The sequence below is a fragment of the Devosia sp. CN2-171 genome (genome assembly GCF_049354815.1).
Lineage (GTDB): Bacteria > Pseudomonadota > Alphaproteobacteria > Rhizobiales > Devosiaceae > Devosia_A.
Genome location: NZ_CP186479.1, coordinates 1212724 through 1235403, shown reverse-complemented (window position 1 = coordinate 1235403; position 22680 = coordinate 1212724). Strand labels below are relative to the sequence as shown.

The 22680-nt window shown below is 63.7% G+C and carries 19 protein-coding genes; 8 read left to right on the top strand and 11 right to left on the bottom strand.

Annotated features, from left to right (window positions below):
* Positions 1-4: 4 nt before the first annotated feature.
* From ACOYW5_RS06235 to ACOYW5_RS06205, 7 genes are all read right to left on the bottom strand, one after another.
* Positions 5-1387 (bottom strand): O-antigen polymerase, encoded by a 1383-nt coding sequence (locus ACOYW5_RS06235; protein ID WP_423068386.1) that lies wholly within the window; start codon positions 1385-1387, stop codon positions 5-7.
* 60 nt (positions 1388-1447) lie between these two features.
* A complete protein-coding gene (locus ACOYW5_RS06230; RefSeq protein ID WP_423068385.1) occupies positions 1448-2428 on the bottom strand; it encodes a CgeB family protein in 981 nt (326 codons plus the stop codon).
* Positions 2429-2556: 128 nt separating this feature from the next.
* Positions 2557-4029: a hypothetical protein gene (locus tag ACOYW5_RS06225; protein WP_423068384.1), complete on the bottom strand. Its 1473-nt coding sequence runs from the start codon at positions 4027-4029 to the stop codon at positions 2557-2559.
* A 16-nt stretch (positions 4030-4045) separates the two neighbouring features.
* Positions 4046-5305 carry a glycosyltransferase WbuB gene (locus ACOYW5_RS06220; RefSeq protein ID WP_423068383.1) on the bottom strand — a complete coding sequence of 420 codons (1260 nt, stop codon included), beginning with the start codon at positions 5303-5305 and terminating at the stop codon, positions 4046-4048.
* The gene (fcl, locus tag ACOYW5_RS06215) at positions 5302-6249 is read right to left on the bottom strand and encodes a GDP-L-fucose synthase (protein WP_423068382.1); all 948 of its coding nucleotides are present in this window, start codon (positions 6247-6249) and stop codon (positions 5302-5304) included. Before fcl ends, ACOYW5_RS06220 begins: the two co-directional genes overlap by 4 nt.
* On the bottom strand, positions 6249-7313 hold the full coding sequence (gmd, locus tag ACOYW5_RS06210) for a GDP-mannose 4,6-dehydratase (protein WP_423068381.1): 1065 nt from the start codon (positions 7311-7313) through the stop codon (positions 6249-6251). The genes fcl and gmd overlap by 1 nt, the downstream gene beginning before the upstream one ends.
* Before the next feature lie 30 nt (positions 7314-7343).
* Positions 7344-8159 (bottom strand): sugar transferase, encoded by an 816-nt coding sequence (locus ACOYW5_RS06205; RefSeq protein WP_423068380.1) that lies wholly within the window; start codon positions 8157-8159, stop codon positions 7344-7346.
* Between the two features lie 446 nt (positions 8160-8605).
* Between ACOYW5_RS06205 and ACOYW5_RS06200 the strand changes: the two genes are divergently transcribed.
* Together ACOYW5_RS06200 and galU are read left to right on the top strand one after the other, a co-directional pair.
* Positions 8606-9997 carry a UDP-glucose dehydrogenase family protein gene (locus ACOYW5_RS06200; protein ID WP_423068379.1) on the top strand — a complete coding sequence of 464 codons (1392 nt, stop codon included), beginning with the start codon at positions 8606-8608 and terminating at the stop codon, positions 9995-9997.
* A gap of 45 nt (positions 9998-10042) precedes the next feature.
* The gene (gene galU, locus ACOYW5_RS06195; RefSeq protein ID WP_423068378.1) at positions 10043-10945 is read left to right on the top strand and encodes a UTP--glucose-1-phosphate uridylyltransferase GalU; all 903 of its coding nucleotides are present in this window, start codon (positions 10043-10045) and stop codon (positions 10943-10945) included.
* A gap of 107 nt (positions 10946-11052) precedes the next feature.
* Here galU and ACOYW5_RS06190 read toward each other — a convergent pair whose 3' ends face one another.
* Positions 11053-11622 (bottom strand): LysE family translocator, encoded by a 570-nt coding sequence (locus ACOYW5_RS06190; protein WP_423068377.1) that lies wholly within the window; start codon positions 11620-11622, stop codon positions 11053-11055.
* Between the two features lie 174 nt (positions 11623-11796).
* Between ACOYW5_RS06190 and ACOYW5_RS06185 the strand changes: the two genes are divergently transcribed.
* Positions 11797-12225, top strand: coding sequence for a CBS domain-containing protein (locus ACOYW5_RS06185; RefSeq protein ID WP_423068376.1), 429 nt, complete (start codon positions 11797-11799; stop codon positions 12223-12225).
* A gap of 961 nt (positions 12226-13186) precedes the next feature.
* On the opposite strand, the gene ACOYW5_RS06180 is transcribed toward ACOYW5_RS06185, so the two are convergent.
* Positions 13187-14011: an amidohydrolase family protein gene (locus tag ACOYW5_RS06180; protein ID WP_423068375.1), complete on the bottom strand. Its 825-nt coding sequence runs from the start codon at positions 14009-14011 to the stop codon at positions 13187-13189.
* A gap of 171 nt (positions 14012-14182) precedes the next feature.
* Between ACOYW5_RS06180 and ACOYW5_RS06175 the strand changes: the two genes are divergently transcribed.
* From ACOYW5_RS06175 to nagA, 3 genes are read left to right on the top strand one after another with little or no spacing between them, the layout of a single operon-like run.
* The gene (locus tag ACOYW5_RS06175) at positions 14183-14944 is read left to right on the top strand and encodes a GntR family transcriptional regulator (RefSeq protein WP_423068374.1); all 762 of its coding nucleotides are present in this window, start codon (positions 14183-14185) and stop codon (positions 14942-14944) included.
* 32 nt (positions 14945-14976) lie between these two features.
* Complete coding sequence (locus ACOYW5_RS06170) at positions 14977-15987, top strand: SIS domain-containing protein (RefSeq protein ID WP_423069412.1); 1011 nt, start codon at positions 14977-14979, stop codon at positions 15985-15987.
* 6 nt (positions 15988-15993) lie between these two features.
* On the top strand, positions 15994-17148 hold the full coding sequence (nagA, locus tag ACOYW5_RS06165; protein WP_423068373.1) for an N-acetylglucosamine-6-phosphate deacetylase: 1155 nt from the start codon (positions 15994-15996) through the stop codon (positions 17146-17148).
* A 94-nt stretch (positions 17149-17242) separates the two neighbouring features.
* Here nagA and ACOYW5_RS06160 read toward each other — a convergent pair whose 3' ends face one another.
* Both ACOYW5_RS06160 and ACOYW5_RS06155 read right to left on the bottom strand, forming a co-directional pair.
* Entirely contained in the window at positions 17243-17935 is a 693-nt protein-coding gene (locus ACOYW5_RS06160) for an outer membrane protein (RefSeq protein WP_423068372.1), read from the bottom strand.
* A 326-nt stretch (positions 17936-18261) separates the two neighbouring features.
* Entirely contained in the window at positions 18262-19005 is a 744-nt protein-coding gene (locus ACOYW5_RS06155) for an SDR family oxidoreductase (protein ID WP_423068371.1), read from the bottom strand.
* A 108-nt stretch (positions 19006-19113) separates the two neighbouring features.
* Here ACOYW5_RS06155 and ACOYW5_RS06150 point away from each other — a divergent pair, with 108 nt between their 5' ends.
* Both ACOYW5_RS06150 and ACOYW5_RS06145 read left to right on the top strand, forming a co-directional pair.
* Positions 19114-20874 (top strand): tetratricopeptide repeat-containing sulfotransferase family protein, encoded by a 1761-nt coding sequence (locus tag ACOYW5_RS06150; RefSeq protein ID WP_423069411.1) that lies wholly within the window; start codon positions 19114-19116, stop codon positions 20872-20874.
* Positions 20875-21178: 304 nt separating this feature from the next.
* On the top strand, positions 21179-22552 hold the full coding sequence (locus tag ACOYW5_RS06145) for a hypothetical protein (protein WP_423068370.1): 1374 nt from the start codon (positions 21179-21181) through the stop codon (positions 22550-22552).
* Positions 22553-22680: the final 128 nt, after the last annotated feature.

Sequence of the window (22680 nt, the reverse complement as noted above, 5' to 3'; positions counted from 1 at the left end):
GAGGCTACCTCGCAATCGGGGGGGGCATTCGTGCTCGCGCCGGCCGCGCCTTCGTGGAAGCGGTGGCTTGCCCCGCGGAAGCGCCGCGTCGGGCCCGGAGTAGCGAGGAGAGGCCGGCAGCCACCAACAGTGGGGTGCCGGAATAGAAGATGTAGAACAATAGGGTAGCGGAATCCGACAGGATCGAGCGGAACGCTACGAGGGCCGACAGGAAGGAAAGGAGCAGAACGCTGATTGCGTTGGGGTTGTTTCGGATGCGCCCGTCTATCCAGCGGCTGGCCCGGCCCAGGAGAAAGTACACGACTCCGATGCCTGGAATACCGAAGTTCAGGTAAAGCTCGGCGCTCAACCCAGGCACGATGTAGAACCGCGAGAAGTCGCCGTACAGTACGCGGCTAGGGATATCCGTGGAGACAAGCAGATTGCCTCCGATGCCTCCAAGGCCGATCAACCCGAGCAGGGGATTGAACACATTCGCTAGGCCGGCAATCAATGTCTCGCCGTACAGGAAGCCGTTGGACCGTACGTATTCGAAGGAGGTGCCGATTATCGAGAAGCGGCCCCATTCCCAGTCGAGCCAGTTGCCAAGGTTGACGCCGGCCCCTGCGGTCAAGCTGGCCGAGCGGATGTCCGAGACGACAATCGCGTAGATCGCCGCGGCGACGGCGCCGAACGCCAGCGCCGGTATTTGAATGGGCTTCATCCTGGGCAGAGCGTAGAGGACCAGGGGCATGGCCATCAGCAGAATGATCGAACGTCCTCCCGACCAAAGCAGTGCACCTGCAATGAGGACGACGCTCACCGCCACGGTGAGGAAGACAGCGCCTGAGTTTCGAGAGTTGAACCGCTCGAGCACAAGAGCAGCGCCCAGCGTTACGATGAAGGTGAACCAGTGCGACAGGAACGCGAAGCGGGCCGTCCCGCCATCGAGGCCGATGATGCGCGTTGACCCCATGCTCGCGGCGATCTCGCTGACCTGGAGCACTCCGTACAGCGCCGGCGCGCCCATTATCACGATCAACAGAAGGGTTAGTCGCTTGTCGACCAATGTGAAATGCGGGACCACTGCTGCGCCCGGCGTCGCCCGGCGTCCGCCGCTCGCGCCGAGCACCAGCCCGACGATGGCGACAACAACCCCGAGCGTGGCTGTTGCCGCGTACTCGATGGGGTAGTTCAGGAGGTCGATATAGCCGCGCGTTGCGCCCAGGTGCATGAGATGCACCACACCTGAGATCGGTTGAACAACGACGAAGTTCGCCAATAGCATTGTCTTTGTATTGGCGAACGTTCCCGATGTTCTCGTGAAGTGCACGCAATAGAACAGGCCGACGCACGCCACGGCGATCAGGACGACGACGCAAACCGCAATTTCGAGACCGGATTCCATCTCAGCGCAGTGAGTTGGAGCTGTCGGTTGCCATGATGGCGCTGAAGGCACGCTTCATTGTCAGCTCCTTGCAGCTTCCAGGGTCTGGGTCAGGATTCGCTCCATCGTCGGCTCCGTCCAATGCTCGCTCGCGGCGACCCGCCTGCGGCCTGCATCAGCAATGCGCGCGATGCGATCCGGGTCCTTGAGGAGCGCAAGGCAGATATCCGCGCACTCTTCGGCCGAGGACCAGAACACGGCCTCCTCGCCCTCCGTGTACATGGCGAGGTGCTCGGACGTTCGCTCGGCGCAGAATAGGACGCCCATCGCCGGGATTTCCAGCGATCGCGCCGTGTGCAGGTCCGCGTTCCCCTTCGATAGCATTGCGATCGCGATGGACGAGCTGCGCACCGCCGCAGAGTACTCGCGAGGGTTGAGATAGCCCGGCAGTACGACATGTTCGAAGGTCTTGTAGTTGGCGGCCCGCGACCAGCGGTGCCCGACCACCTTTAGGGGCACGCCACGTCGCACAAGCGTCTCGATGAAGGGGCCGCGCTCGGGAAACCATGTGCCGACAAACGATACGGGCGCCCCATACTTCGCCTGCTCCTCAGCGGTTGGCTGCTTTGGCTGGTGCAGCATCTCATCGGCGAAGAGCGTCGTATGCATCACGGACCTGGCTCCGCGTGATGTCGCTTCCTGAGCCGTCGACGTTCGCCGGGTGACGAAGAGGTCGTAACGAGGCAGGGCGGCCAGCAGGGTCCGCCACCTGAGGCCGTCCCGCGGTACAAACGGATTGTCGCGCAGGAACAGCGAGACGCCGGTGGAGCGCGACTTGAGGAAGTCGACAGTTCGGGGACTGATTACCTCACCATTATCGACAAGTGCGACATCGAAGTGTCCATCCCCGACATCTCTCCGTACCGTCTGCTCGGCAAGCAACGAGGTGCCGAGGGCTCCCGTGTGCCATGACCAATACTCGACCAGCCTGTTCTTGGTGATCTCGGCGTAGGGGTCGGTGTGCAGCACCTGGTGGCCGCGTCTCTCGATGGCTTCGGCCATGAGACGCGACTGACCGTGCTTCGGACCGACATAAAGAACCTTCAACTAGCTGTATCCCATCTCGATTCTGCAGACGACCATCAGGACAACTCGCGATGACCTAGCCGGTGTATTTTGTTCCGGACAACTCAACCTCGGCTGCGCCGGGGAACCCACCTTGCGACACTCGCGAGTACGGCTCTCGAACCCGCGACATCCCCCACTGCGAGCAGCGCCAGGTACACGAGGCCGAGGCCAGCGGACAGCAGGAGCGCATGGAAGGGGCCAATCGTGGCGGCGAACAGCCACGCCGGCAGCGTCACAAGAAGCGCAGCAGCAAGCGTCAGCCATAGATCCCTGAACGGCCACGGTACCTTCGCTGTCGCAACGAGACAGAAGATGGCCGCGGCAGTTCCGACAACGGACGCAGCCAGTAGCGCCGTCATGGTGATGGCCGTTGAGGGGTGCAGCAGCGTCACTGCCGGGGCAGCTGCGATCAGCAGGGCCAACGTCGTGACCGCCCCGACAGGGGCAAGCAGAGAGCGCCCGAACACCACGAACAGGCTGTCGATCGAATACTGACGGACGGTCATGACAAAGATGGCGAGCATCAGCAGCAGACCACTGGTACCGAAGCCGCCTCGGTAGGATTCGGGGAGGAAGGAACCGCCCAGGATCTGCGGCGCAAGCGTCAGGTAGCAGAGGACGAACGGAAAGCCGGAGGCAGCGAGCAGCACCAGGTGCGGGCGGAGGGCATCGTGCAGGCGCTCAGGGCGGTCGGATATGTGGGCGCGAATGGCGTTCTGCACGGTGACCACGTTGATCGACGTGCCAATGGTCGAGAATGTCCGCTGGGCCAGGTCGACGATCAGCAGCAGCCCACCGGCCTCGCCGAGGCCAACCGATCCGACGATCACGCTGCGAAGCGCAGCCGGAATGGCGATCGAGAGATTGGTTCCTGTCGCCGCTAGGACGCCGAAGCGGACGAGGGGCAGTAGAGCTGCGAACTTCGGCGGAGTGGCCGACCATTCAGTCAGTTGCCGCCGCGCCGAGAAGAAACTGCTGAGCGGGTAGGCCAGGGCAAAGCCGATCAGGGTTGCCTCGCCGGTGCCAAAAAGAAGACCGCCGGCCACTGCGCCCACGAGGCCGAGGACTGCACGGAGGATCGTGCGGCTGGAGACGGCGAAATTCAAGAAGCTCGCCCGCGAGGCGGCCTGCTGACCATCGAATATCCCCTGCAGCGCAGCGATGGCCGCAACAAGCGCAACCGGACTGAAGCCAGCGTTCAAAGTGGACAGTAGGGCGAAGGCTACCGCCAGGACGCCGAGGGCTCCGCTCACCGCCAGGTACGCGGCGGCCATGACGGAACGACGATCCTGGTCGGCTGCGGGATCAGAAGTCTGCGAGTAGCGGATGACGCCGATCCGCAGCCACTCGAACAGCAGGCTTGCCGTGACCTGCGCGAAGCCGAGCAGCAGGGAATATCGCGCGTATTCCTCCGCGTGCAGAAGGAAGGGCAGGCAGAGATTCAGCGCTATCCCGAGGAAGCTTGCGAGCACGGTTGTGGCGGCCAGGGCCGCCTGGCTGGAGAGGAGTTTTCGTGCTGTCACGCGCCAACCCATGGGCAGCCGTAGCGCGTCATCGGATGGTTTCTGCGAATGCAGAAACCGCAACCGCCGAGGCGCCCGTTTCCATGATATCCGCGGCGCGCTTCAATATCGCCTGCTTGGCCCAGTGCTCCTCGGCACGCTGGCGCGCCGCTGCTCCAAGTGCGCTCGATAGCTCGCGATCGTCGAGCAAGCGCCCGATCGCTCCAGCGAATGCTGGACCATCGCCCGGCTTGACGAGCAGGCCACATCCATCGACTTCGTCGTAGAGCCCGCTTCCGGACTCTGCCGTCGCAACGACGGGGCGGCCCGAGGCAAGCATGTTGGTCAGCTTGCTTGGCAGGACCAGGTCGGCGGCTCCCGAGATCTGCGGGAGAAGGTGGACGGTGGCGAGGCCCAGCAACTCGTTGAGCCGCTCCTTGGGTTGCAGGTCGTGGAACTGCAGATTGGAGAGGCCCATCGCCTGACGCTCGAGATTGGCGCGGTTAGGACCCTCGCCGCAGATCACGAAGGTGAGGTCGGCCCGCTGCTGCAGTTGCCGGGCGGCATCGAGGACGATCTCGATGCCCTGCTTGTTGGCAATGTTGCCCGAATAGAGCGCGACGTGCTCGGTCATAATTCCCCACTGCTGCCGGTAAGGCGAGGGGGCACTCATCGGCCGCACGGCATCGACATCAGCCCAGTTGCGGAGCTCCATCACCCGGGTGCCGGGCACGCCCTTTTCGACGAGACGGCGGCACATGGCGGGGGAGATCGAGCTCACCTGGTCGAAACTCGTGAGTACGGTCCGCTCGAACCAGCGTGCCATCCGTGCCCCGCGGCCTTCGCCCTTCAGGAGCCCGGTCGCGAAGGCAGCTTCGACCTCGAAGTCCTGAATATGCAGCCAACTGCGAGCACCCGCGACCCATGCCGCGATCCGCGCCACCGGTGCTGCCACCAGAGACGGCGCGACGGTGAGGACGACATCCGGCCGGAACGTCAGTGCCGTCCACAAGGCCGGGACCAACGCCGTGGCCGCGAAACTGGCGTGATGGAGCAGGCGCTTGAAGCCGCTCGGCTCGGCCGGAATGTAGTGCGGCACGCGCCTAACGCGGACGCCGTGCTCGGTGGCGTTGGAGTAGGCCCAGGCATTGTAGCCCTCGGCGATCCGCCAGGTCGGATAGTAGGGGTTGCCGGCGATGGCCCGGACCTCGTGTCCCCGGGCAACCAGCGCCTCGGCCATGCCTGCGGTGTAAACCGCGATGCCGACCTTCTCCGGCGTGTAGTTCAGCCCGACGATGAGGACCTTCATGCCGCCTTCCCCTTTGCGTCATGTTCTAGGAACCAGCGGTATGTTTCCGTTATGCCATCTTCAAGCGCGATGCTGGGAGTCCAGCCCATGTCGCGCAGCTTGTCGGCGCTCATCAGCTTGCGCGGCGTGCCGTCAGGCTTCGAGAGATCGTGGACGATCCGGCCATCATAGCCGACCACACGGCAGACGAGTTGCGTGAGCTCGAAAATGCTCAGATCCTCGCCGGAGCCGACATTGACGTGCTCGGCTCCCGAATAGCCCTTCAACAGGAAGACCAGCGCGTCGGCACAGTCGTCCGCATGCAGGAATTCGCGCCGCGGCGTGCCCGTGCCCCATACCGTGATCGTTTCGGCATGAGCCAGCTTGGCGTCATGCGCCTTGCGGATGAGCGCCGGCAGCACATGGCTGGTCTTGAGGTCGAAATTGTCGCCCGGCCCGTAGAGGTTGGTGGGCATGGCCGAGATGTAGTCGCGGCCATACTGCTTGCGGAACGCCTGCGTCAGCTTGATACCGGCGATCTTGGCGATCGCGTACCACTCGTTGGTCTCCTCGAGCGGGCCGGTGAGCAGGGCGTCCTCTGTGATCGGCTGAGGTGCGTGCTTGGGGTAGATGCAGCTCGAACCGAGGAACAGCAGCCGTCCGACATCGGAGGCGTGTGCTGCGCCAAAGATATTGTTCTCGATCAGCAGGTTCTCGAACAGGAAATCGGCTGGATACGCGTCATTGGCAAGGATTCCGCCGACCTTGGCCGCTGCCAGGACGATCGCGTCTGGATTTGCGTCGTGAACGAAGCGCTCGACATCTGCCTGGCGCGTCAGGTCGAGTTCGGAGCGCGTTGCCGTCAGGATCGTGCAGTCCTCGCGCTCAAGGCGACGCACCACGGCGGAGCCGACCATCCCGCGATGGCCGGCAACCCAGATGCGCTTACCCTTGAGATCGTACATCAGGCTTCCTTCATGACGGTTGCCGTCTGCATGGTCTTGAGATCCTCGTTGACCATCTCCCGGGCGATTTCTCGCGCGGACTTGGTGTGCGTCCAGCCGAGCTTCTCGTGGGCCTTGGTGGGGTCACCGATCAGCAGGTCCACTTCGGTAGGACGGAAGTAGCGCGGGTCGACTTCGACGAGGCACTTGCCTGTCACGGAGTCATAGCCCTTTTCCTCGACACCGAAGCCGCGCCACTCGAGCACGACACCGACATCGGCGAAGGCCCATTCGACGAAGGAACGCACGGGCGTGGTTTCGCCGGTGGCGAGTACGTAGTCGTCCGGGTGCTCCTGCTGAAGCATCAACCACATGCCGCGCACGTATTCCTCGGCGTGGCCCCAGTCGCGCTTGGCGTCGAGATTGCCGAGGAACAGCTTATCCTGCTTGCCCAAACGGATCGCCGCGGCGGCACGGGTGATCTTGCGCGTCACGAAGGTTTCGCCGCGCAGGGGGCTCTCGTGATTGAACAGGATGCCGTTGCTGGCGTGCAGCCCGTAGGCCTCGCGATAATTGACCACCATCCAGTAGCCGTAGAGCTTGGCCACGGCGTAGGGCGAGCGCGGATAGAAGGGCGTCGTCTCCTTCTGCGGCACCTCTTGCACCAGTCCGTAAAGTTCGGACGTCGACGCCTGGTAGAAGCGGGTCTTCTGCTCCAGCTTGAGGATTCGGATTGCCTCGAGCAGCCGCAGCGTGCCGACGGCATCGGCGTTCGCGGTGTACTCGGGAGTCTCGAAGCTGACCGCCACATGGCTCTGGGCGGCCAGGTTGTAGATCTCGTCAGGCTGGGCTTCCTGCACGATCCGGATCAGGTTCGTGGAGTCGGTCATGTCGCCATAGTGCAGGATCAACCGCGGATCCTCGACATGCGGGTCCTGGTAGATGTCCTCGATGCGACCGGTATTGAACGACGACGACCGCCGCTTGATACCGTGGACAACATAACCCTTCTCCAACAGGAGCCGGGCCAGATAGGCGCCGTCCTGGCCGGTTATGCCAGTGATCAGTGCAACACGTTTACTCAAGATGTCACTCGTTAAGTGGGTGCCGAGGGGCTAGATACCGGAGCCCGTCAAGAACTCGCGCGCGAGTGTCTGAATGATGATCCGGATATCGAGGGCTAGGGAGAAGTTTTGCACGTAAGCGCAGTCGTGGTCTATGCGATCCCTCGCCGAGACGATGTCCGTAGTGGGGCCACGCAGTCCGTTCGCCTGCGCCCACCCTGAGAGTCCGGGCTTAACCCGGTGCCGATAGTCGTAATAGGGAACCACCTGATTGTAGTCGACGCCCGCCGCGAGCTGGCCCGGCACCATGGGCCGCGGCCCGATGACGGCCATGTCGCCGACGAGGATATTCCAGAGCTGCGGCAGTTCGTCGAGGCTGGTTGCACGCAGGAAACGCCCGATGGGCGTAACCCGGTCATCGGCCGCAACCGTCTGCTTGACGCCGGTATGGTCGCCGGCCTCGGTTCGCATAGAGCGGAACTTGAGCATCTTGAACTCGCGACCATCGAGGCCGACGCGAGTCTGCTTGAACAAGGCAGGGCCCTTGGACGTCAGGCGAATGGCAAGTGCCACTCCGAGCAGCAGCGGCGAGAGCACGATCAGCGCCATGGCCGAAAGCGGAATATCGATGAGCACACGCTTGAGGAGGAGCTGGAACTTCAGCGCCTTGCTGTCCGGCGGAGCAACCGGAGTTCCGGATGTCATGCTAAGCGGAAGCCCGCTCTTCAGCGTGACGGAGTGCTTCGGATGAGTCCAGTCTATCGCCGGCGGGCTCTTGGCCCGGGGGTCGCTCGTTACCGCTGTGCGGTTGCGCAGCCGGTAGAACTGTGGCGCGCTGTCATAGATGTCACTCATCAACTGCCCCAAGTCGCCGATGTCTGCGGATCACGTCCCGCACCTCACGCCTCCCATAGGGGCATGTTAAGGTAACAATAACTAGACAATACAAGGGCAAAATTGTCCGGATCGAGGCGGCGGGACGGACGCGGACTAGACCTTTTGAGGTCATTTGCCCCGGAAATCCACCAGCCTTGCTGGTTCAAACCTGCATTCAGCGCATGGCTGTTATGTAGGACTTCGGGGAGAGCGCACGAGATTGGTAACGTCCGCGAGAGCTGCAGATTGATCTTGTGCTGGTCCGCGATCCTTGGCGGAGCCTAGAGAAACGGGACACTCCGGGGGCAGTGGGGCGGCCGCTGCCGACCACGGGAGCACAATGTGCTGCCCTGGCGGTCGGTTCCCGGAACCGGAATGATAGTTGCTGCAAGCGGTCCTCGCTTATGTATGTTGCGCTGAACCGTTCGAGGCGTTGAATGAAAGTTACAGTGTTCGGGTCCGGCTATGTCGGGTTGGTCACCGGTGCGTGCCTGGCCGATGCCGGAAATCATGTGGTCTGCGTCGATGTCGATGAAGCCAAGGTTGCGTTGCTGAACAATGGCGGGTTGCCGATCTACGAGCCGGGCCTCGACGACATCGTCGCGGCCAGCCGGGAGGCCGGGCGGATCGAGTTCACCACCGACATAGCGAGGGGTGTCGATCACGCCGAGGTCATTTTCGTCGCAGTCGGCACGCCGCCGGACGAGAACGGCTCGGCCGACCTCAAATACGTGCTGGCGGTTGCCCGCTCGATCGGCCAGCACCTCACGGGCTTCAAGGTCATCGCGGACAAATCGACCGTCCCGGTCGGCACTGGCGACCTGGTTGCGGCCGCCGTTGCCGAGGAGTTGGTCAAGCGCGGCTACGCCGCCGACGCCGACGAGCGGATCAGGCTGGGCCAGCCCGATTTCACCGTGGTCTCCAACCCGGAATTTCTCAAGGAAGGCGCCGCGGTAGCCGACTTCAGCCGCCCCGACCGGATTGTCATCGGCGCCGATGAGACCACCTCCGGCCGCCGTGGCCTCGAGCTCATGCGCTATCTCTATGCGCCCTTCACGCTCAACCACGACCGCACCATGGTCATGGATGTTCGCTCGGCCGAACTCACCAAATATGCCGCCAACGCGATGCTCGCGACCCGCATCTCGTTCATGAACGAGCTCGCGAACCTCGCCGAGGACCTTGGCGCCGACATCGAACTGGTGCGGCGTGGCATCGGATCCGATCCCCGCATCGGCTATAGCTTCCTCTATGCCGGCACGGGCTATGGCGGCAGCTGCTTCCCCAAGGACGTGAGCGCCCTCCGCCGCACTGCGGCCGATCGTGGCAAGCCGCTTCGCATTCTCGATGCTGTGGAGCAGGCCAACGAAGCGCAGAAGGAAGTGCTGGGCGCCAAGATTCGCACCCGCTTCGGCGACGACCTGACGGGCCTGACCTTTGCCATCTGGGGTCTCGCCTTCAAGCCCAACACCGACGACATGCGCGACGCACCCAGCCGTGTGCTGATCGCCGACCTGCTGTCGCGGGGCGCCAAAGTCAGGGCCTACGACCCGGTGGCGATGGACGAGGCGAAGCGCGTTTTCGCGCTCGATCTCAACGGAGCGCATGACGGCATCGCCTTTGTTGACAGCAAGGATGCAGCGATCGAGGGGGCCGATGCGTTGGTGATTGTCACCGAGTGGAAAGCCTTCCGCATCCCGGACTTCAATGCGCTTGCCGCGCGGTTGTCCAAGAAGGTCATTTTCGACGGTCGCAACATGTTCGAGCCGACCGCCGTCGAAGAGGCCGGTCTTTCCTACTTCCCGATCGGGCGCCGACAGGTGAACTGAACCAGCAACCCGATCGCTTACCACTAGAGAATTTCGGAGCCCATCTTGCCCAAACGCGTACGGACTGCCGTGTTCCCTGTTGCCGGTCTCGGGACCCGCTTCCTGCCGGCCACTAAGGCCATGCCCAAGGAAATGCTGACGGTCGTCGACCGTCCGCTGATCCAGTATGCGGTCGACGAAGCCCGGGAAGCCGGGATCGAGCACTTCGTGTTCGTGACCGGCCGCAACAAGGGTGTGATCGAGGACCATTTCGACCGCCAGTACGAACTCGAGCATACGCTCGAAATTCGCGGCAAGAGCCAGGCATTGCGTGAGCTGCAGAAGGACCTGCCGTCGGCCGGGCAATCGAGCTTCACCCGCCAGCAGGAACCGCTGGGGCTCGGCCATGCCGTCTGGTGTGCCCGCGAGCTGGTCGGCGACCAGCCATTCGCGCTGCTGCTCCCCGACATGGTGTTCAAGGCGCGGCCGGGTGTCTTGAAGCAGATGATGCAGGCCTATGAGGAAACGGGCGGTAACATCGTCGGGGTGGAAGAGGTCGATCCGAAGGACGTGTCGAGCTACGGCATCGTGGCCCGGGGAGCCGGCCCGGATCATGGCTTCCGGATCACCGGCATGGTGGAAAAGCCCAAGCCGGCGGACGCGCCCTCGAACCTTTTCATTTCCGGTCGCTATATCCTGCAGCCCGAGATCTTCAACCTGCTGAGCGAGCAGACCCGCGGCGCCGGCAACGAGATCCAGCTGACCGATGCGATGCAGGTGCTGATCAAGAGCCAGGACTTCACCGGTGTGAAGTACGAGGGCAAGGTCTTCGACTGCGGGTCGAAGCTCGGGTTCCTAACCGCCAACGTGGTGTTCGCACTGGATCGGCCGGACCTCGCCGATGCGTTCCGCAACGAGATGGTCAAGCTCGGCCTATTCGAGCGGGAGCGAGACCGCGAGCCTGCATAGCCGGCCAAGCCCTGGTTTGTCGGGCCTTCGATCCCCAGATCAAGTCCGGGAAGAAAAGTCTGCAGTCCCTGCTTTCGCGGGGGACAGGCCTCTTTCCCGAAAGCGCTCTAGCCCAGCACCGACGCCGCGATCAGTCCGGCGAAACCCAGTAGCGTCACCGAGGCGATGCGGCGGACGAGGCTGGCGTTGCGATCGCCTGAGGCTGCGCCGATGACGCGACCGACAAGGATCCAGCCGAAGCCGACGCTGGGGACGGCGAGGGCGAAGGCCACGAAATACCAGGCCAATTGCGGATCCTCGGTCGGGATGATGCTGAGCGCGAAGATCAGCGCCTTGGGGTTGAGCAGGGTCGTGACGAACACGCTCTGCCAGCCGACGGTTTGCGTACCGGTGAGGGCGGCGTCGTGGGTCCAGAGCCGATAGGCGATCCAGCCGAGATAGAGCACCACGGCCAGCTTGAGCGCGATGCCGACGAGCGGGAAGGCGTGGATCACGGGCCCGAGGACGATGCGAATTGTGGCTACCGCGATCAGGTAGCCCGCCAGTTCGCCGCCCAGCAGTGGCAGGGACTGCCTGATGCCTGAGGCCGCGCCCGACGTGGCGAGCAGCGTGTTGGTCGGTCCGGGTGTGCCGAGCAGGGTGAGCACGGCGAGGATGAAGAGGATCGGGTCGTGCACAGCGGCGGGTTTCCTAGCGTTGCGTGATTGAAGCCATGGCGTGGGATTTCGCAAGCCCGGTCGAACAGGCAACACGCCCTTGAACGCAAAACTATTCCCGATCTGACGATGAACCCGCGGGCCTGTCCGCGGGTTTCCTGTTCCGGGGCTGGGTTCTGACAAGGGAGAACGGCCATGAAAGTCAGTGAATGCATGAGCACCGATGTCGAGTTGTGTGCACCCGATGACTCCATCCGTGATGTGGCGCGCACCATGCGCGAGATCGACGCCGGCTCGATGCCGGTGGGTGAGAACGACCGGCTGGTCGGGATGATCACCGATCGCGACATCTGCATCCGCGCGGTCGCCGAGGGCATGGGCCCCGAGACCAAGGTACGGCAGGTGATGAGCTCGAGCCCGCGCTGGTGCTTCGAGGACGAGGATCTCGAGGACGTCGCCGACCAGATGGCCGAGTTCAAGGTCCGCCGCCTGCCGGTGCTCAGCCGTCAGAAGCGACTCATCGGCATGATTTCGCTGGGCGACGTGTCGCTGGCGGACGGTATGAGCAGCGGCCGGGCCCTGCATGAGATTTCCGAGCCGGGCGGGCTGCATAGCCAGCATTAGTGCGTGCGGGATTGGATGGCCGCATCAAGCGGCTCACCCACCGGCCGTCATCCCGGCGAACGCCGGGACCCACGGCTGGAGTTCTGAACGCGCGCTGATCCTGCCCGCCTGTCGGCATGAACCGGGCCGGCCCGCATCCAGACCACCCTTCGAGCAATGGGTCCCGGCGTTCGCCGGGATGACGGCCGATGGGGGGTGAGACGAACTGATGCATCCGGCGGCCGTTGGCCCCGGAGGATGTCAAAGAGCGAAGCGACGTGCCGGCGAGGCGTTTGCCCCTCGCGGGTAGTCCGCAATGTAAGTGAGGCTCACGCCTCGCCGGCCGATCGGGGTTTTGGGCGTATGGCACGATGGCTCGGGCGCATCCCGTGCCGCATCGCGAGGAACCTGCCGGCTGCAAACGGCCGGAATCCACCGGATACCGTCCCGCCTCTGCGGCTGCCTCATGCGTGGCAGCCTTGTCCCTTCGAGCCATCCCGCATCGGACGGCTCCCGCGTGCTAGCGGCGTCCCCGGCGAACCGGATCATGCCGTCGTGCTTTCGGCCTGATGGCGAACGACTCCACCATCACCCAATCTCCACCGCACCAACCACTCGTCATGATCTAGCTTCGGTGCAGCGGACGGGCGGGAGAGTCGCATGGGTCCGGGGTGAGGGGGACAAGATTTCTTGCCCCACGTGCGGTGTCACCCCGGCGCAAGCCGGTCCATCTCGAGATGCCTCTACCCGCGGTGAAGGCTGAAGGATCTCATGTTGGATTCCCGCCTCCGCCGGAATGACCCGGTGCGGGCGATGGCACGAGGCACCACCCTCGCGCTACACCCCGGTGTAATCCCAGCGCAGGCTGGGATCCATCTATCGGCCGGCACAGGTGGAAAGTTGGATCCCTGCCTTCGCAGGGATGACAGCTGGTGGGTAGGCAGGATTTGGGCCCTTGGCGCACCCCCTCCGACGCGTGGCGTCAGCTCACCCCGTAGACCCGCTCTGCGTTGCGGAAGAACAGCTTCTCCTGCTCTTCCACGCTCCCGCCCGAGACGATTTCACGGCTGGCTTCGACCCACCGGGTGAGGTTGGCGAAGAGCGTCACCACGGGATGGTCGCTGCCCCAGACGACGCGGTCCCAGCCGAAAGTTTCGATGACGAATTCGACATAGGGGCGGACCTCCTCGAGGGTCCACTCGGGGGTGACGTTGGCGAGGATGCCCGAGACCTTGCAGACGACATTGGGCAGCTCGGCGATCCGTTCCATGCGGGTGGTCCAGCTCTCCCATTCGCGCTCGGCGATCTTGGGGTTGCCGCAGTGGTCGAGGATGAACTGGGTGTCGGGGCAGGCCTTGATCAGCGGCGGCGCCAGCATCAGCTCGTGGGACTTGGCGCAGATATCGAAGGTCATGCCGTAGCGCGGCAGGAGGCGGATGTTGTCGATGAAGGTCTGGGTCTGGCTCATCTCGGCCGGTTGCCCCTGGATCAGCCGCCTGATTCCCTTCACTCCGCCCAGATCGCGCATCTTTTCGAGGTGCTGTTCGAACCCCGACCGCTCCGGCCGGCCGCTGGCGATGGCGCCGACCACTCGATCGAGCGTGAGAACGAACTCGGATTCGGCCGCGATCTGGGGCTCGGCGACGTCCACCTCCATGTGGAGAGCCGATTCGATGCCGAGGGGGACGGCTTCGGCCCGGTAGCTCTCGACGGTCCAGGCGTGGTTGATCTCCGGCACGCCTGCAAGCCAAGGATACGAGAACCGATCCGGATAGATCAGGTGCAGGTGGGTATCGAGAATGCGCATGAAATTAGCCGCTTGAGGGAGAGTATGGCTGACATGTTAGCGGGTGAACCACCAGCACGCGATAGCCATTCGGGTTGATGCCAAACAAGTACCACTTGCCAAGCGAGCCGCGGTTTATGCTTGCCAATGGTATCTCATTGGTATTATTTCACAGGCGAAAGACGGGTGCCCATGACTGATACATCCGACACGCTCTTCGGCTCCGGAGCCATTATCCTGCCCCAGGGTGGGCCGCTCTACCTGCAGCTCAAGCGCTGGATCGAGAACGCGGTGGCGCGCGGGGCCGTGAAGGCCGGCGACGCCCTGCCGTCGGAGCGGGATCTTGCCGCCAAGGTCGATGTGTCCCGCGTTACCGTGCGCAAGGCCGTACAGCAACTGGTGCGCGATGGTGTGCTGGTGCAGCGGCATGGCTCCGGCACCTTCGTGGCACCGCAGCAGAACCGCGTCGAGCAATCGCTGAGCCAGCTCACCTCGTTCACCGAGGACATGGCGCGGCGCGGCATGGCGGTGCGGGCGATCTGGCTCGATCGCGGGATTTATGCGCCGTCGCCCGAGGAGACGATGATTCTCGGGCTTTCGCCCGGCGAACGGGTCGCCCGGATCGAGCGACTGCGGCTCACCGGCGATGCGCCGCTAGCCATCGAGCGCGCGACGCTGTCCTCGATGACGCTGCCCGACCCCGAGGCCATCACATCCTCGCTTTACGAGCACCTCGAGGCATCCGGCAACCGGCCGGTGCGTGCCATCCAGCGCATTCGCGCTGCCAATCTTGGCGAGGACGACGCCCGCCTGCTGCAAATTCCCGCCGGGGCCGCCGCCCTTTATGTCGAGCGCATTGCCTACCTGCCATCCGGCAAGGTGGTCGAGCTGACACGCTCCGTCTATCGCGGCGACACCTATGATTTCGTCGCCGAACTGAGAGTTGGAGCCTGACCGTGACCGATCCGAAGACCAATGCCAGCCATATGCGCCAGGAGGTTGAGGAGACCCCAGCAGCGATCGCCCGGCTGCTCGCCGAGGGCCGCGATGATTTCGTGCGCGGGGGCAGGGCGCTGCGGGAACGGGATCCGGCGGCGATCGTCACCATTGCGCGCGGGTCATCCGACCATGCGTCGTCGTTCCTGAAGTATGCGATCGAGCTGCTGGCCGGGGTGCCGGTGGCCTCGGTCGGGCCGTCGATCGTTTCGATCTACGGGCGCGAACTGAAGCTGGGGCGGACCGCGGCGATTGCCACGTCGCAATCGGGCAAGAGCCCGGACATCGTGGCGATGACGCAATCGGCCAAGCGCAACGGTGCGCTGACCTTTGCGCTGACCAACACACCCGACTCGCCGCTGGCCGCTTCGTCCGACTACACGATCGCCCTGCGCTCGGGCGAGGAGAAGTCGGTGGCGGCGACGAAGACCTTTGTCGCTTCGGTGGTCGCGGGCCTTGGGCTCGTCGGAAACTGGTTGGAAGACAAGGCCTTGCTGGCGGCACTGGAATCACTTCCGCAAGTGCTGGAAGAGGCTGTTCACTGCGATTGGTCGCCGCTGCTCGGCGCACTCGACAAGCACCAGTCGCTCTACGTGCTGGGGCGCGGACCGGCGCTGGCCATCGCCAGCGAGGCGGCGCTGAAGTTCAAGGAAACCTGTGGCATTCACGCCGAGGCATATAGCGCTGCCGAGGTGATCCACGGCCCTGCGCGTATCGTCGAGCACCACTTCCCGGTGCTGGCCCTGGCGGCGCGCGATGCGGCCGAAGCGTCCGTGGCGGAAGTCGCCGAGCGGCTCGCCGGGCAAGGGGCGCGAGTGTTCATCACTTCGATCAACGCGCGGAGCGCCGAACGGCTGCCCTTCGCGGCTTCGGGGCATGCGATTACCGATGCTCTGGCGCTGATCGTCAGCTTCTACGGCTTCGTCGAGGCGCTGAGCCGCCGACGCGGCTTCGATCCCGACCGGCCGCCGCACCTCAAGAAGGTCACCGAGACGATCTAGGAGCCGATGATGACCAAGCAAGCTTTCACCGGTGCCCGAATCTTCGACGGCGCGGCCTGGCATGACCGGAAGGCGCTGGTCGTCGCCGACGGCAAGATCGAGGGGCTGATCGCCGAGGACTCGCCGACCGACGCGATCCGCGTCCCGGCGGACGGAGCGATGATCGTGCCCGGCTTCATCGACCTGCAGGTCAATGGCGGCGGCGGTGCGCTGCTCAACGACACGCCGACGGTCGACGCGATCCGCACCATCTGCACGGCCTTCGCGCAGTTCGGCACCACGGCGTGCCTGCCGACCATTGTCACGGACACGGTGGAGAAGAACATCGAGACCATCGCGGCGGGCGTGGCCGCGGTGGAGCGGGGGATACCCGGCTTCCTCGGGCTGCACCTCGAAGGGCCGCACCTCGCGGTGTCGCGCAAGGGTGCGCATGAGGCGAGCCTAATCCGGCCGATGGACGAATCGGACCTGCTGCGCCTGCTGGAGGCGCGCAAGCACCTCCCGAATCTCCTCATTACCGTTGCGGCGGAAACCGTTGGCCCGGAACAGATTTCCAGGCTGACGGCCGGTGGAATCGTCGTCAGCATCGGCCATTCCGACGGCACCTATGCGCAGGTGAAGGCGGCGGTCGAGGCCGGTGCATCGATGGTGACGCATCTGTTCAACGCGCAGAGCCAGATCGGCAATCGCGAGCCGGGGGTGGTGGGCTCGGCGCTCGACCTGCCGCAGATATCGGCCGGGTTGATCGCCGACGGCATCCATGTGCATCCGGCGTCGATCGGCATTGCCCTGCGCGCCAAGCGCGGTCCTGGGCAGATCTTCCTAGTCACCGATGCCATGTCGATCACTGGGACCGACTGGACCAGCTTCGAACTCACCGGTCGTACGGTCTATCGCAAGGACGGGGCGCTGCGGCTGGGGGATGGCACGCTGGCGGGCGCCGACCTCACCATGACGGCGGCTATCCGGTATATGCACGAAACCATCGGCGCGCCGCTCGAGGAGGTGCTCCGGATGGCGAGCCTCTACCCCGCGATGGCGATTCGGCAGGAAGCCGAGCGCGGTCACCTGCGCCGCGGTGCACGCGCCGACTTCGTGGTACTCGACGGCGTGCTCGATGTTCGCTCGACCTGGATCGGCGGCAGCAGGGCCTTTGGCTGAGCCAGGTCGGCTCTCTTGCCCCCGGACATAGTAGCCAAAAGCAGATCGGCCGCCCCTTTCGGAGCGGCCGATCGCATATTCGGTTCGGTTCGGCTTAGAACGAGTAGTTCAGGCCGAATTTGAACGAGTGGATGTTCGTCTCGGAGTTGACGGCGATGTAGTCGGCCGGCAGGACGTCGCCGAACGTGACTTCGTCCGCGGTCAGCGAGGTGTAGAGGTACTCGCCCTTGATCGACACATTCTCGGTCACGGCGACTTCAGCGCCAATACCGGCGGTCCAGCCGGTGGCGGTGACGTCGGCGGAGCGATCGTCGCCGGCACCGTCGAGGTTGGTGATGTCGAGCGTGCCACCGGCAAACGCGAACCCGGCGGTGCCGTACAGCAGGACCTGGTCGATCGCGATACCGGCACGGCCGCGGATGCTTCCGATCCAGTCGAGCGAGGTGCTCGGAACCGACGGGTCAGCGCTCAGCGGGTCGATCGGGTCGCCTTCACCCGAGATGTCAGCCCAGGAAATGTCACCCTCGACACCGAGGACGAACGAGTCGAACTGCACATTGGCACCGGCCTGGACGCCAAGGGTCCAGCCCGAGACGTCGAACGAGCCGTCCTCGCCGCCGAGGAAGACGTCAGAAGCGTCGTAGTAGTCGCCGGTCCAATCGACGGTGCCAATGGCGCCGCCAACGGAAGCGCCGACATACACGCCGGACCAGTCATAGCCGGTGGAAACGATCGGAGCGGCAGGCTCTTCGATGATCAGGTCGGCAGCGTAAGCGGTGCTGGCCATCGCGAGGAGCGAAACGCCAACGAGAAGAGTACGAGAAAGCAACATAAGTGGCCTCTAGGTTGAAATATGTCCCGTGTGTGTCTGGAATCGTGAAATTGGGCAAGGGCCCGGCCAAACAATGTTGAATATTGGCAGCGATTGCGCACAGCTGATGCGACCGGGTAACACGGGTGGAACGGCCGCGGCCGTCAGTTACCCCGAGGTGTCCTGTCATGGGTCAGGTGTGAAGTGGGCCGTTAATACAGGTCGATACACGAGCCGTAGCAAAATAAACCGCGAAGATGTTCGCGTGTGCGAGGCGAGAAGAACTTCGGCCGCGAAGTATATTAGCCCCGACCGATGTAGGGCATCGTAGTCGCCATGACAGTCATGAACTGCACATTTGCCTCGAGCGGCAGTCCGGCCATGTAGAGGATGGCGTCGACCACGTGCTGGACGTCAAACGTCGGCTCCGGCTCCATTGTCCCGTTGGCCTGCAGCGAGCCGGTTGTCATCCGGGCCGTCATGTCGGTTGCTGTATTGCCGATGTCGATCTGCCCGCAGGCGATGTTGTAGGCGCGGCCATCGAGCGAGATCGCCTTGGTCAGGCCAGTGATGGCATGCTTGGTTGCAGTATAGGCGGCGGCCCCGGGCCGCGGCACATAGGCGGAAATCGAGCCATTGTTGATGATCCGCCCGCCCTGCGGAGACTGGTCGCGCATTATTCGGAACGCCTCGCGCGCAACATAGAAGGCGCCGTTGAGGTTCACATCGACCATGTTCTGCCACGTGGCGATATCGGTATCGCCGAAGCTGGCCTGCGAGGCGAACCGGCCGGCATTGTTGAACAGCAGGTCGACCCGGCCGAGCTTGCCCCTCACGTCGGTGAAGTAGCGATGGACGGCCGCGGGATCGGCGACATCGCACGTGCCGCTATAGACGGCCTGGCTCAGCTTGGCGGTTTCTTCGAGCTCGGCCTCGCGCCGGCCCAGAATCGCAACACCGTATCCGGCCTTGCTCAACCCGATAGCCACCGCCCGGCCAATACCGGAGGTCGCGCCGGTGATCACCGCCACCTTGCCGTCTGTCATTCTGTCTTTCCCCGCCCTTGTTCGCGCCCATATGGACGACTAGTTGCGGCATAGACAAGGCAGCCTCTAGGCTAAGCCGTAACGCACGTTTCACCTGCAGGGCCCTTGATGTCGAAGCCACCTTCTGCGCCGCCGAGGGCTCCGTCCACGGACGATCTGCTGCGCACCGGCCTGCAGTTGCATCAGTCGGGCCGGGCGGAAGAGGCGGCTTCCCATTACGAGCGAGTACTCGCCGTCGAGCCGAAGCATCCGGCCGCCAACCACCTGCTTGGGCTCGTGTTCCTCGCCAGAGGCGATGCCGGGGCGGCCGTGGACAGCATCACCCGGGCAGTGGCGGCGCGACCGGACGATGCGCAATACCTCTGCAACCTCGGTGTTGCGCTCAACGCCGTCTCGCGCCACGAGGAAGCGGTGACCGCCCTGCAGCGTGCGGTTAGGATCAATCCGAAATTCGCCGAGGCCTATTCCAATCTCGGCATGGCCTATCGTGAACTCCGCCAGTTCGATGAGGCGGCCGAGGCCTATCGGCGTGCCATCGCGATCAGGCCGAACGAGGCCGGGTTTCACTACAATCTAGGCAATGCGCTGTCCGGAATAGGGGACATAGTACCGGCCGAAGAATCGTATCGCGAAGCCCTGCGGCTGCGGCCGGGCTATCCCGCGGCTGCAAATGCCTTCGCAGGACTGCTCGATGAGGAGGGAAGGTATGACGAGGGACTGAAGCTCGTCGATGCCGCCCTTGGAACTGCCGCCAACGATGCGCAGTTGCACCTTCGACGCGCCCGGCTGCTGGAACATGAAGGTCGCCTGGAGGAGGCCGTTGCCGGCTATGACCGGACGCTGACGCTGCGGCCCGGCTTCGGCGAGGCGCACCAGCACCGGGCCAGGCTCGTTCGGCATGCCGGCCGTGACTCGGCCATAGCGGCAATGGAGGCGCTGTTTGAAGACGAGGGCGCCCCGCTGGATGACCGCATCTTCGCTGGGTTTGGATTGGGCAAGGCTCTGGCGGACATCGGCGAGCATGGCGCGTCGGTCGAAGCCTTCCTCACGGCCAACCGAATGCATCGCGCGCGGACACCCTTCTCCTTGGAAAGGGCCAAGGCGGAGTTGGTGTCCGATCTCGACCGCGTCGCAGATGTCGCGGTCGGCAATGACGGCGAGTCGACCGGGCCGATCTTCATTGTGGGACTGCCGCGTGCCGGCAAGAGCACCATCGAGGCGATCCTGTCGCGGCACTCCGGGGTCACGCCGGCTCGGGAACTGCCGACGATGAACCGGCTCTATAAGAGAGTGACCGAAGAGTATCCGGGCATCGCGCTGCGGGAGATTCCGCGGTCGCGAATTGCCCAGCTCGGGCAGGACTATTTCGCCGAGGCGCGGCGGTTTGCGGCCGACGGCACGATCACCGTCGACACCATGCCGTCAAACTATCGCCTCATCGGCGCCATTCGCGCTGCCTTGCCGCGCGCGCGCATGGTCTGGTGCCAGCGGAAGCCAGCGGACCATTGCGTCGCCATTCTTGAAAAGTACCTCACGGGCCATGGACATGAGTACGCCAACGATCCGGGCGAGTTGGTCGCGTTCCACGCGGCCTATCGCCAGATCATGGACGGCTGGCGCGCGCTGCTCCCGGGGGTCATTCACTTCGTCGACGTGGCCGAGTTGCAGCAGGATCGCCGCTCGCAGACGGCCAAACTGCTGGAATTCTGCGGTTTGCGCTGGGATGAAGGCTGCGTAGCCGAGGTACAGTCCGAGCCACAGATCCCCGCCTGGGACCGGATACTGGCGGCGGCCAATCGCGTCGATCACCTTGCTGCCTGGCGCAAAGCCAGGCCGGATTTGTTCGGTGACGAGGGCGCGGAAGGCTGAACGCGTGCCCGGCCGCGATGGCGGGAGGCCCGTTCCTAACCTCGCGGTCACAGGTGTTAAGGGCTGGTTTCCAAACCTGTGCTGAATCTGCAACAGGACGTTTGCAACCACCTTGGGCTCGCCCCAATTCGGCCATTCTGCGATTGCGCCTCCTGACTTCATGCGTAGAGTGGCTAATGCGAATCCATGCATGGGATCGTTTGTCGGTCGCAAACGCGACGGCAACACACACAGTGAGTGTGGTCGCGTTTCGACAAACCGCCGGGCAACTGGCAAAACGAATGACTGACTTTGGAGGTCAATAATGAAAATCAGGAGCCTTCTTCTGGGTTCTGTGGCGGCGGCGGGTCTCTCGACCGGTGCCTTTGCGGCCGATCTCGGCGTTCTCACCTCGCTCGACGTTTGCGACGCGCTTGGCCTTTCGGGTCTGACGATCTCGTCGGATACGAACTGCCTGCAGATCACCGGTGAAGTGAAGTACAACTTTACCTGGGGCGATTACAACGACGAAGACCTCGTAGTTGACACCCCCGCCGACGGTGGCGTCGGCTTCTTTGGTGGCGACGGCTACAACGACTTCAAATCGAAGTTTGATGCCTACATCAAATTCGTTGCTACCGCGGACTCTGACTTCGGTCCCGCCAAGGCGGTCCTGAAGCTGCGCGAGAAGAACTACAAGCTCGCCACCGGCGGCTACTACTACGATACGAATTCGAGCAGCTACTACGAGGGCTTTTTGACCTCGCAGGGTTCGGGTAACACTGGCCTGTACTTCGACGAAGCCTACGTCTCGATCGGCGACTCGACCGTCATCATGGCGGGCAAGAAGGGCTCGATCATGAACAAGGCCGACGACGAGCCGCTGAACTGGCTCGGCCTGTTCAACTCGGAAGACGTCGACACCGGTGTTTCGTGGGGCCCGTATGTCGAGCTTCCCGATGGTGGCCATGTCATCCAGGTGACCTCGGATCTCGGCAATGGCGTTTCGGTCAGTGCCGGTCTCGAAAACCTCGATGGCTCGTCGCACGACTGGGACCTCAGCAACGAGGATGACCGTCCGGGCACTGCCGTTGGTGTGATCGCCTACTCGGGCGAGGGCATCTCGGCTCACCTGACCGGCGCCATTGGTGGCATTCTCGATGGAGACATCGACAATTGGGGTGTCCATGCCGGCTTCACCGGCACGTTTGACAACTTCAAGGTCGTTCTGGCTGGTGCCTATGGCCACAACGAGTACTACGACGACGACTACTGGAACGTGTTGGCGTCGGCTTCGGCCACGTTCGACATCTTCACGATCGCGGCGTCGTTCGAAGCTGTGGACTATTCTGACAGCGACGACACCGACTTTGGCGCTGGCGCGTCGATCACGGCCGCGGTAGCGGAAGGTGTCACGCTCAACGTCGGTGGCCGTTGGTTCCACTACGCCGACGGTGATGTGGACAACTTCCAGGTTGCAGCGTCGGTTAGCGCTGCGGTCACCGAGTCGATCACTCTCACGGGTGAAGTCGGCTACGTGGACGGCGACTATGACAGCCTGTTCTACGGTTCGGCTAAGCTGGCTTGGGCTCCGGGCGGGGGTTATACTTCGTCGATCAAGGGCACGGTCAATTCGGGTACCGACGACCAGGATGTCGGCTACAAGATCGAGACCGAGTTCAAGAAGACCTTCGAGTAAGCCTTACGGCCCAATCGGAATGGAAGGCCCGGCGTCAGCCGGGCCTTTCTTCATTTGGAGACCTGATTTCGCTGAACGGGTGCCGACCGGGCCGCATAGCCGTGCGCTCATCCTGCGTTCATCAGCGG

Bases quoted from the DNA above. Each gene is read 5' to 3' on its own strand.
- ACOYW5_RS06185 (WP_423068376.1), top strand. From the start codon at position 11,797: ATGAAAGTCAGTGAATGCATGAGCACCGATGTCGAGTTGTGTGCACCC.
- ACOYW5_RS06155 (WP_423068371.1), bottom strand. From the start codon at position 19,005: ATGACAGACGGCAAGGTGGCGGTGATCACCGGCGCGACCTCCGGTATT.
- ACOYW5_RS06180 (WP_423068375.1), bottom strand. From the start codon at position 14,011: ATGCGCATTCTCGATACCCACCTGCACCTGATCTATCCGGATCGGTTC.
- ACOYW5_RS06220 (WP_423068383.1), bottom strand. From the start codon at position 5,305: ATGAAGGTCCTCATCGTCGGGCTGAACTACACGCCGGAGAAGGTCGGC.
- ACOYW5_RS06225 (WP_423068384.1), bottom strand. From the start codon at position 4,029: ATGGGTTGGCGCGTGACAGCACGAAAACTCCTCTCCAGCCAGGCGGCC.
- ACOYW5_RS06160 (WP_423068372.1), bottom strand. From the start codon at position 17,935: ATGGCCAGCACCGCTTACGCTGCCGACCTGATCATCGAAGAGCCTGCC.
- ACOYW5_RS06235 (WP_423068386.1), bottom strand. From the start codon at position 1,387: ATGGAATCCGGTCTCGAAATTGCGGTTTGCGTCGTCGTCCTGATCGCC.
- fcl (WP_423068382.1), bottom strand. From the start codon at position 6,249: ATGTACGATCTCAAGGGTAAGCGCATCTGGGTTGCCGGCCATCGCGGG.
- ACOYW5_RS06150 (WP_423069411.1), top strand. From the start codon at position 19,114: ATGTCGAAGCCACCTTCTGCGCCGCCGAGGGCTCCGTCCACGGACGAT.
- ACOYW5_RS06170 (WP_423069412.1), top strand. From the start codon at position 14,977: ATGCGCCAGGAGGTTGAGGAGACCCCAGCAGCGATCGCCCGGCTGCTC.
- ACOYW5_RS06200 (WP_423068379.1), top strand. From the start codon at position 8,606: ATGAAAGTTACAGTGTTCGGGTCCGGCTATGTCGGGTTGGTCACCGGT.
- ACOYW5_RS06145 (WP_423068370.1), top strand. From the start codon at position 21,179: ATGAAAATCAGGAGCCTTCTTCTGGGTTCTGTGGCGGCGGCGGGTCTC.
- ACOYW5_RS06230 (WP_423068385.1), bottom strand. From the start codon at position 2,428: ATGGCCGAAGCCATCGAGAGACGCGGCCACCAGGTGCTGCACACCGAC.
- ACOYW5_RS06175 (WP_423068374.1), top strand. From the start codon at position 14,183: ATGACTGATACATCCGACACGCTCTTCGGCTCCGGAGCCATTATCCTG.
- nagA (WP_423068373.1), top strand. From the start codon at position 15,994: ATGATGACCAAGCAAGCTTTCACCGGTGCCCGAATCTTCGACGGCGCG.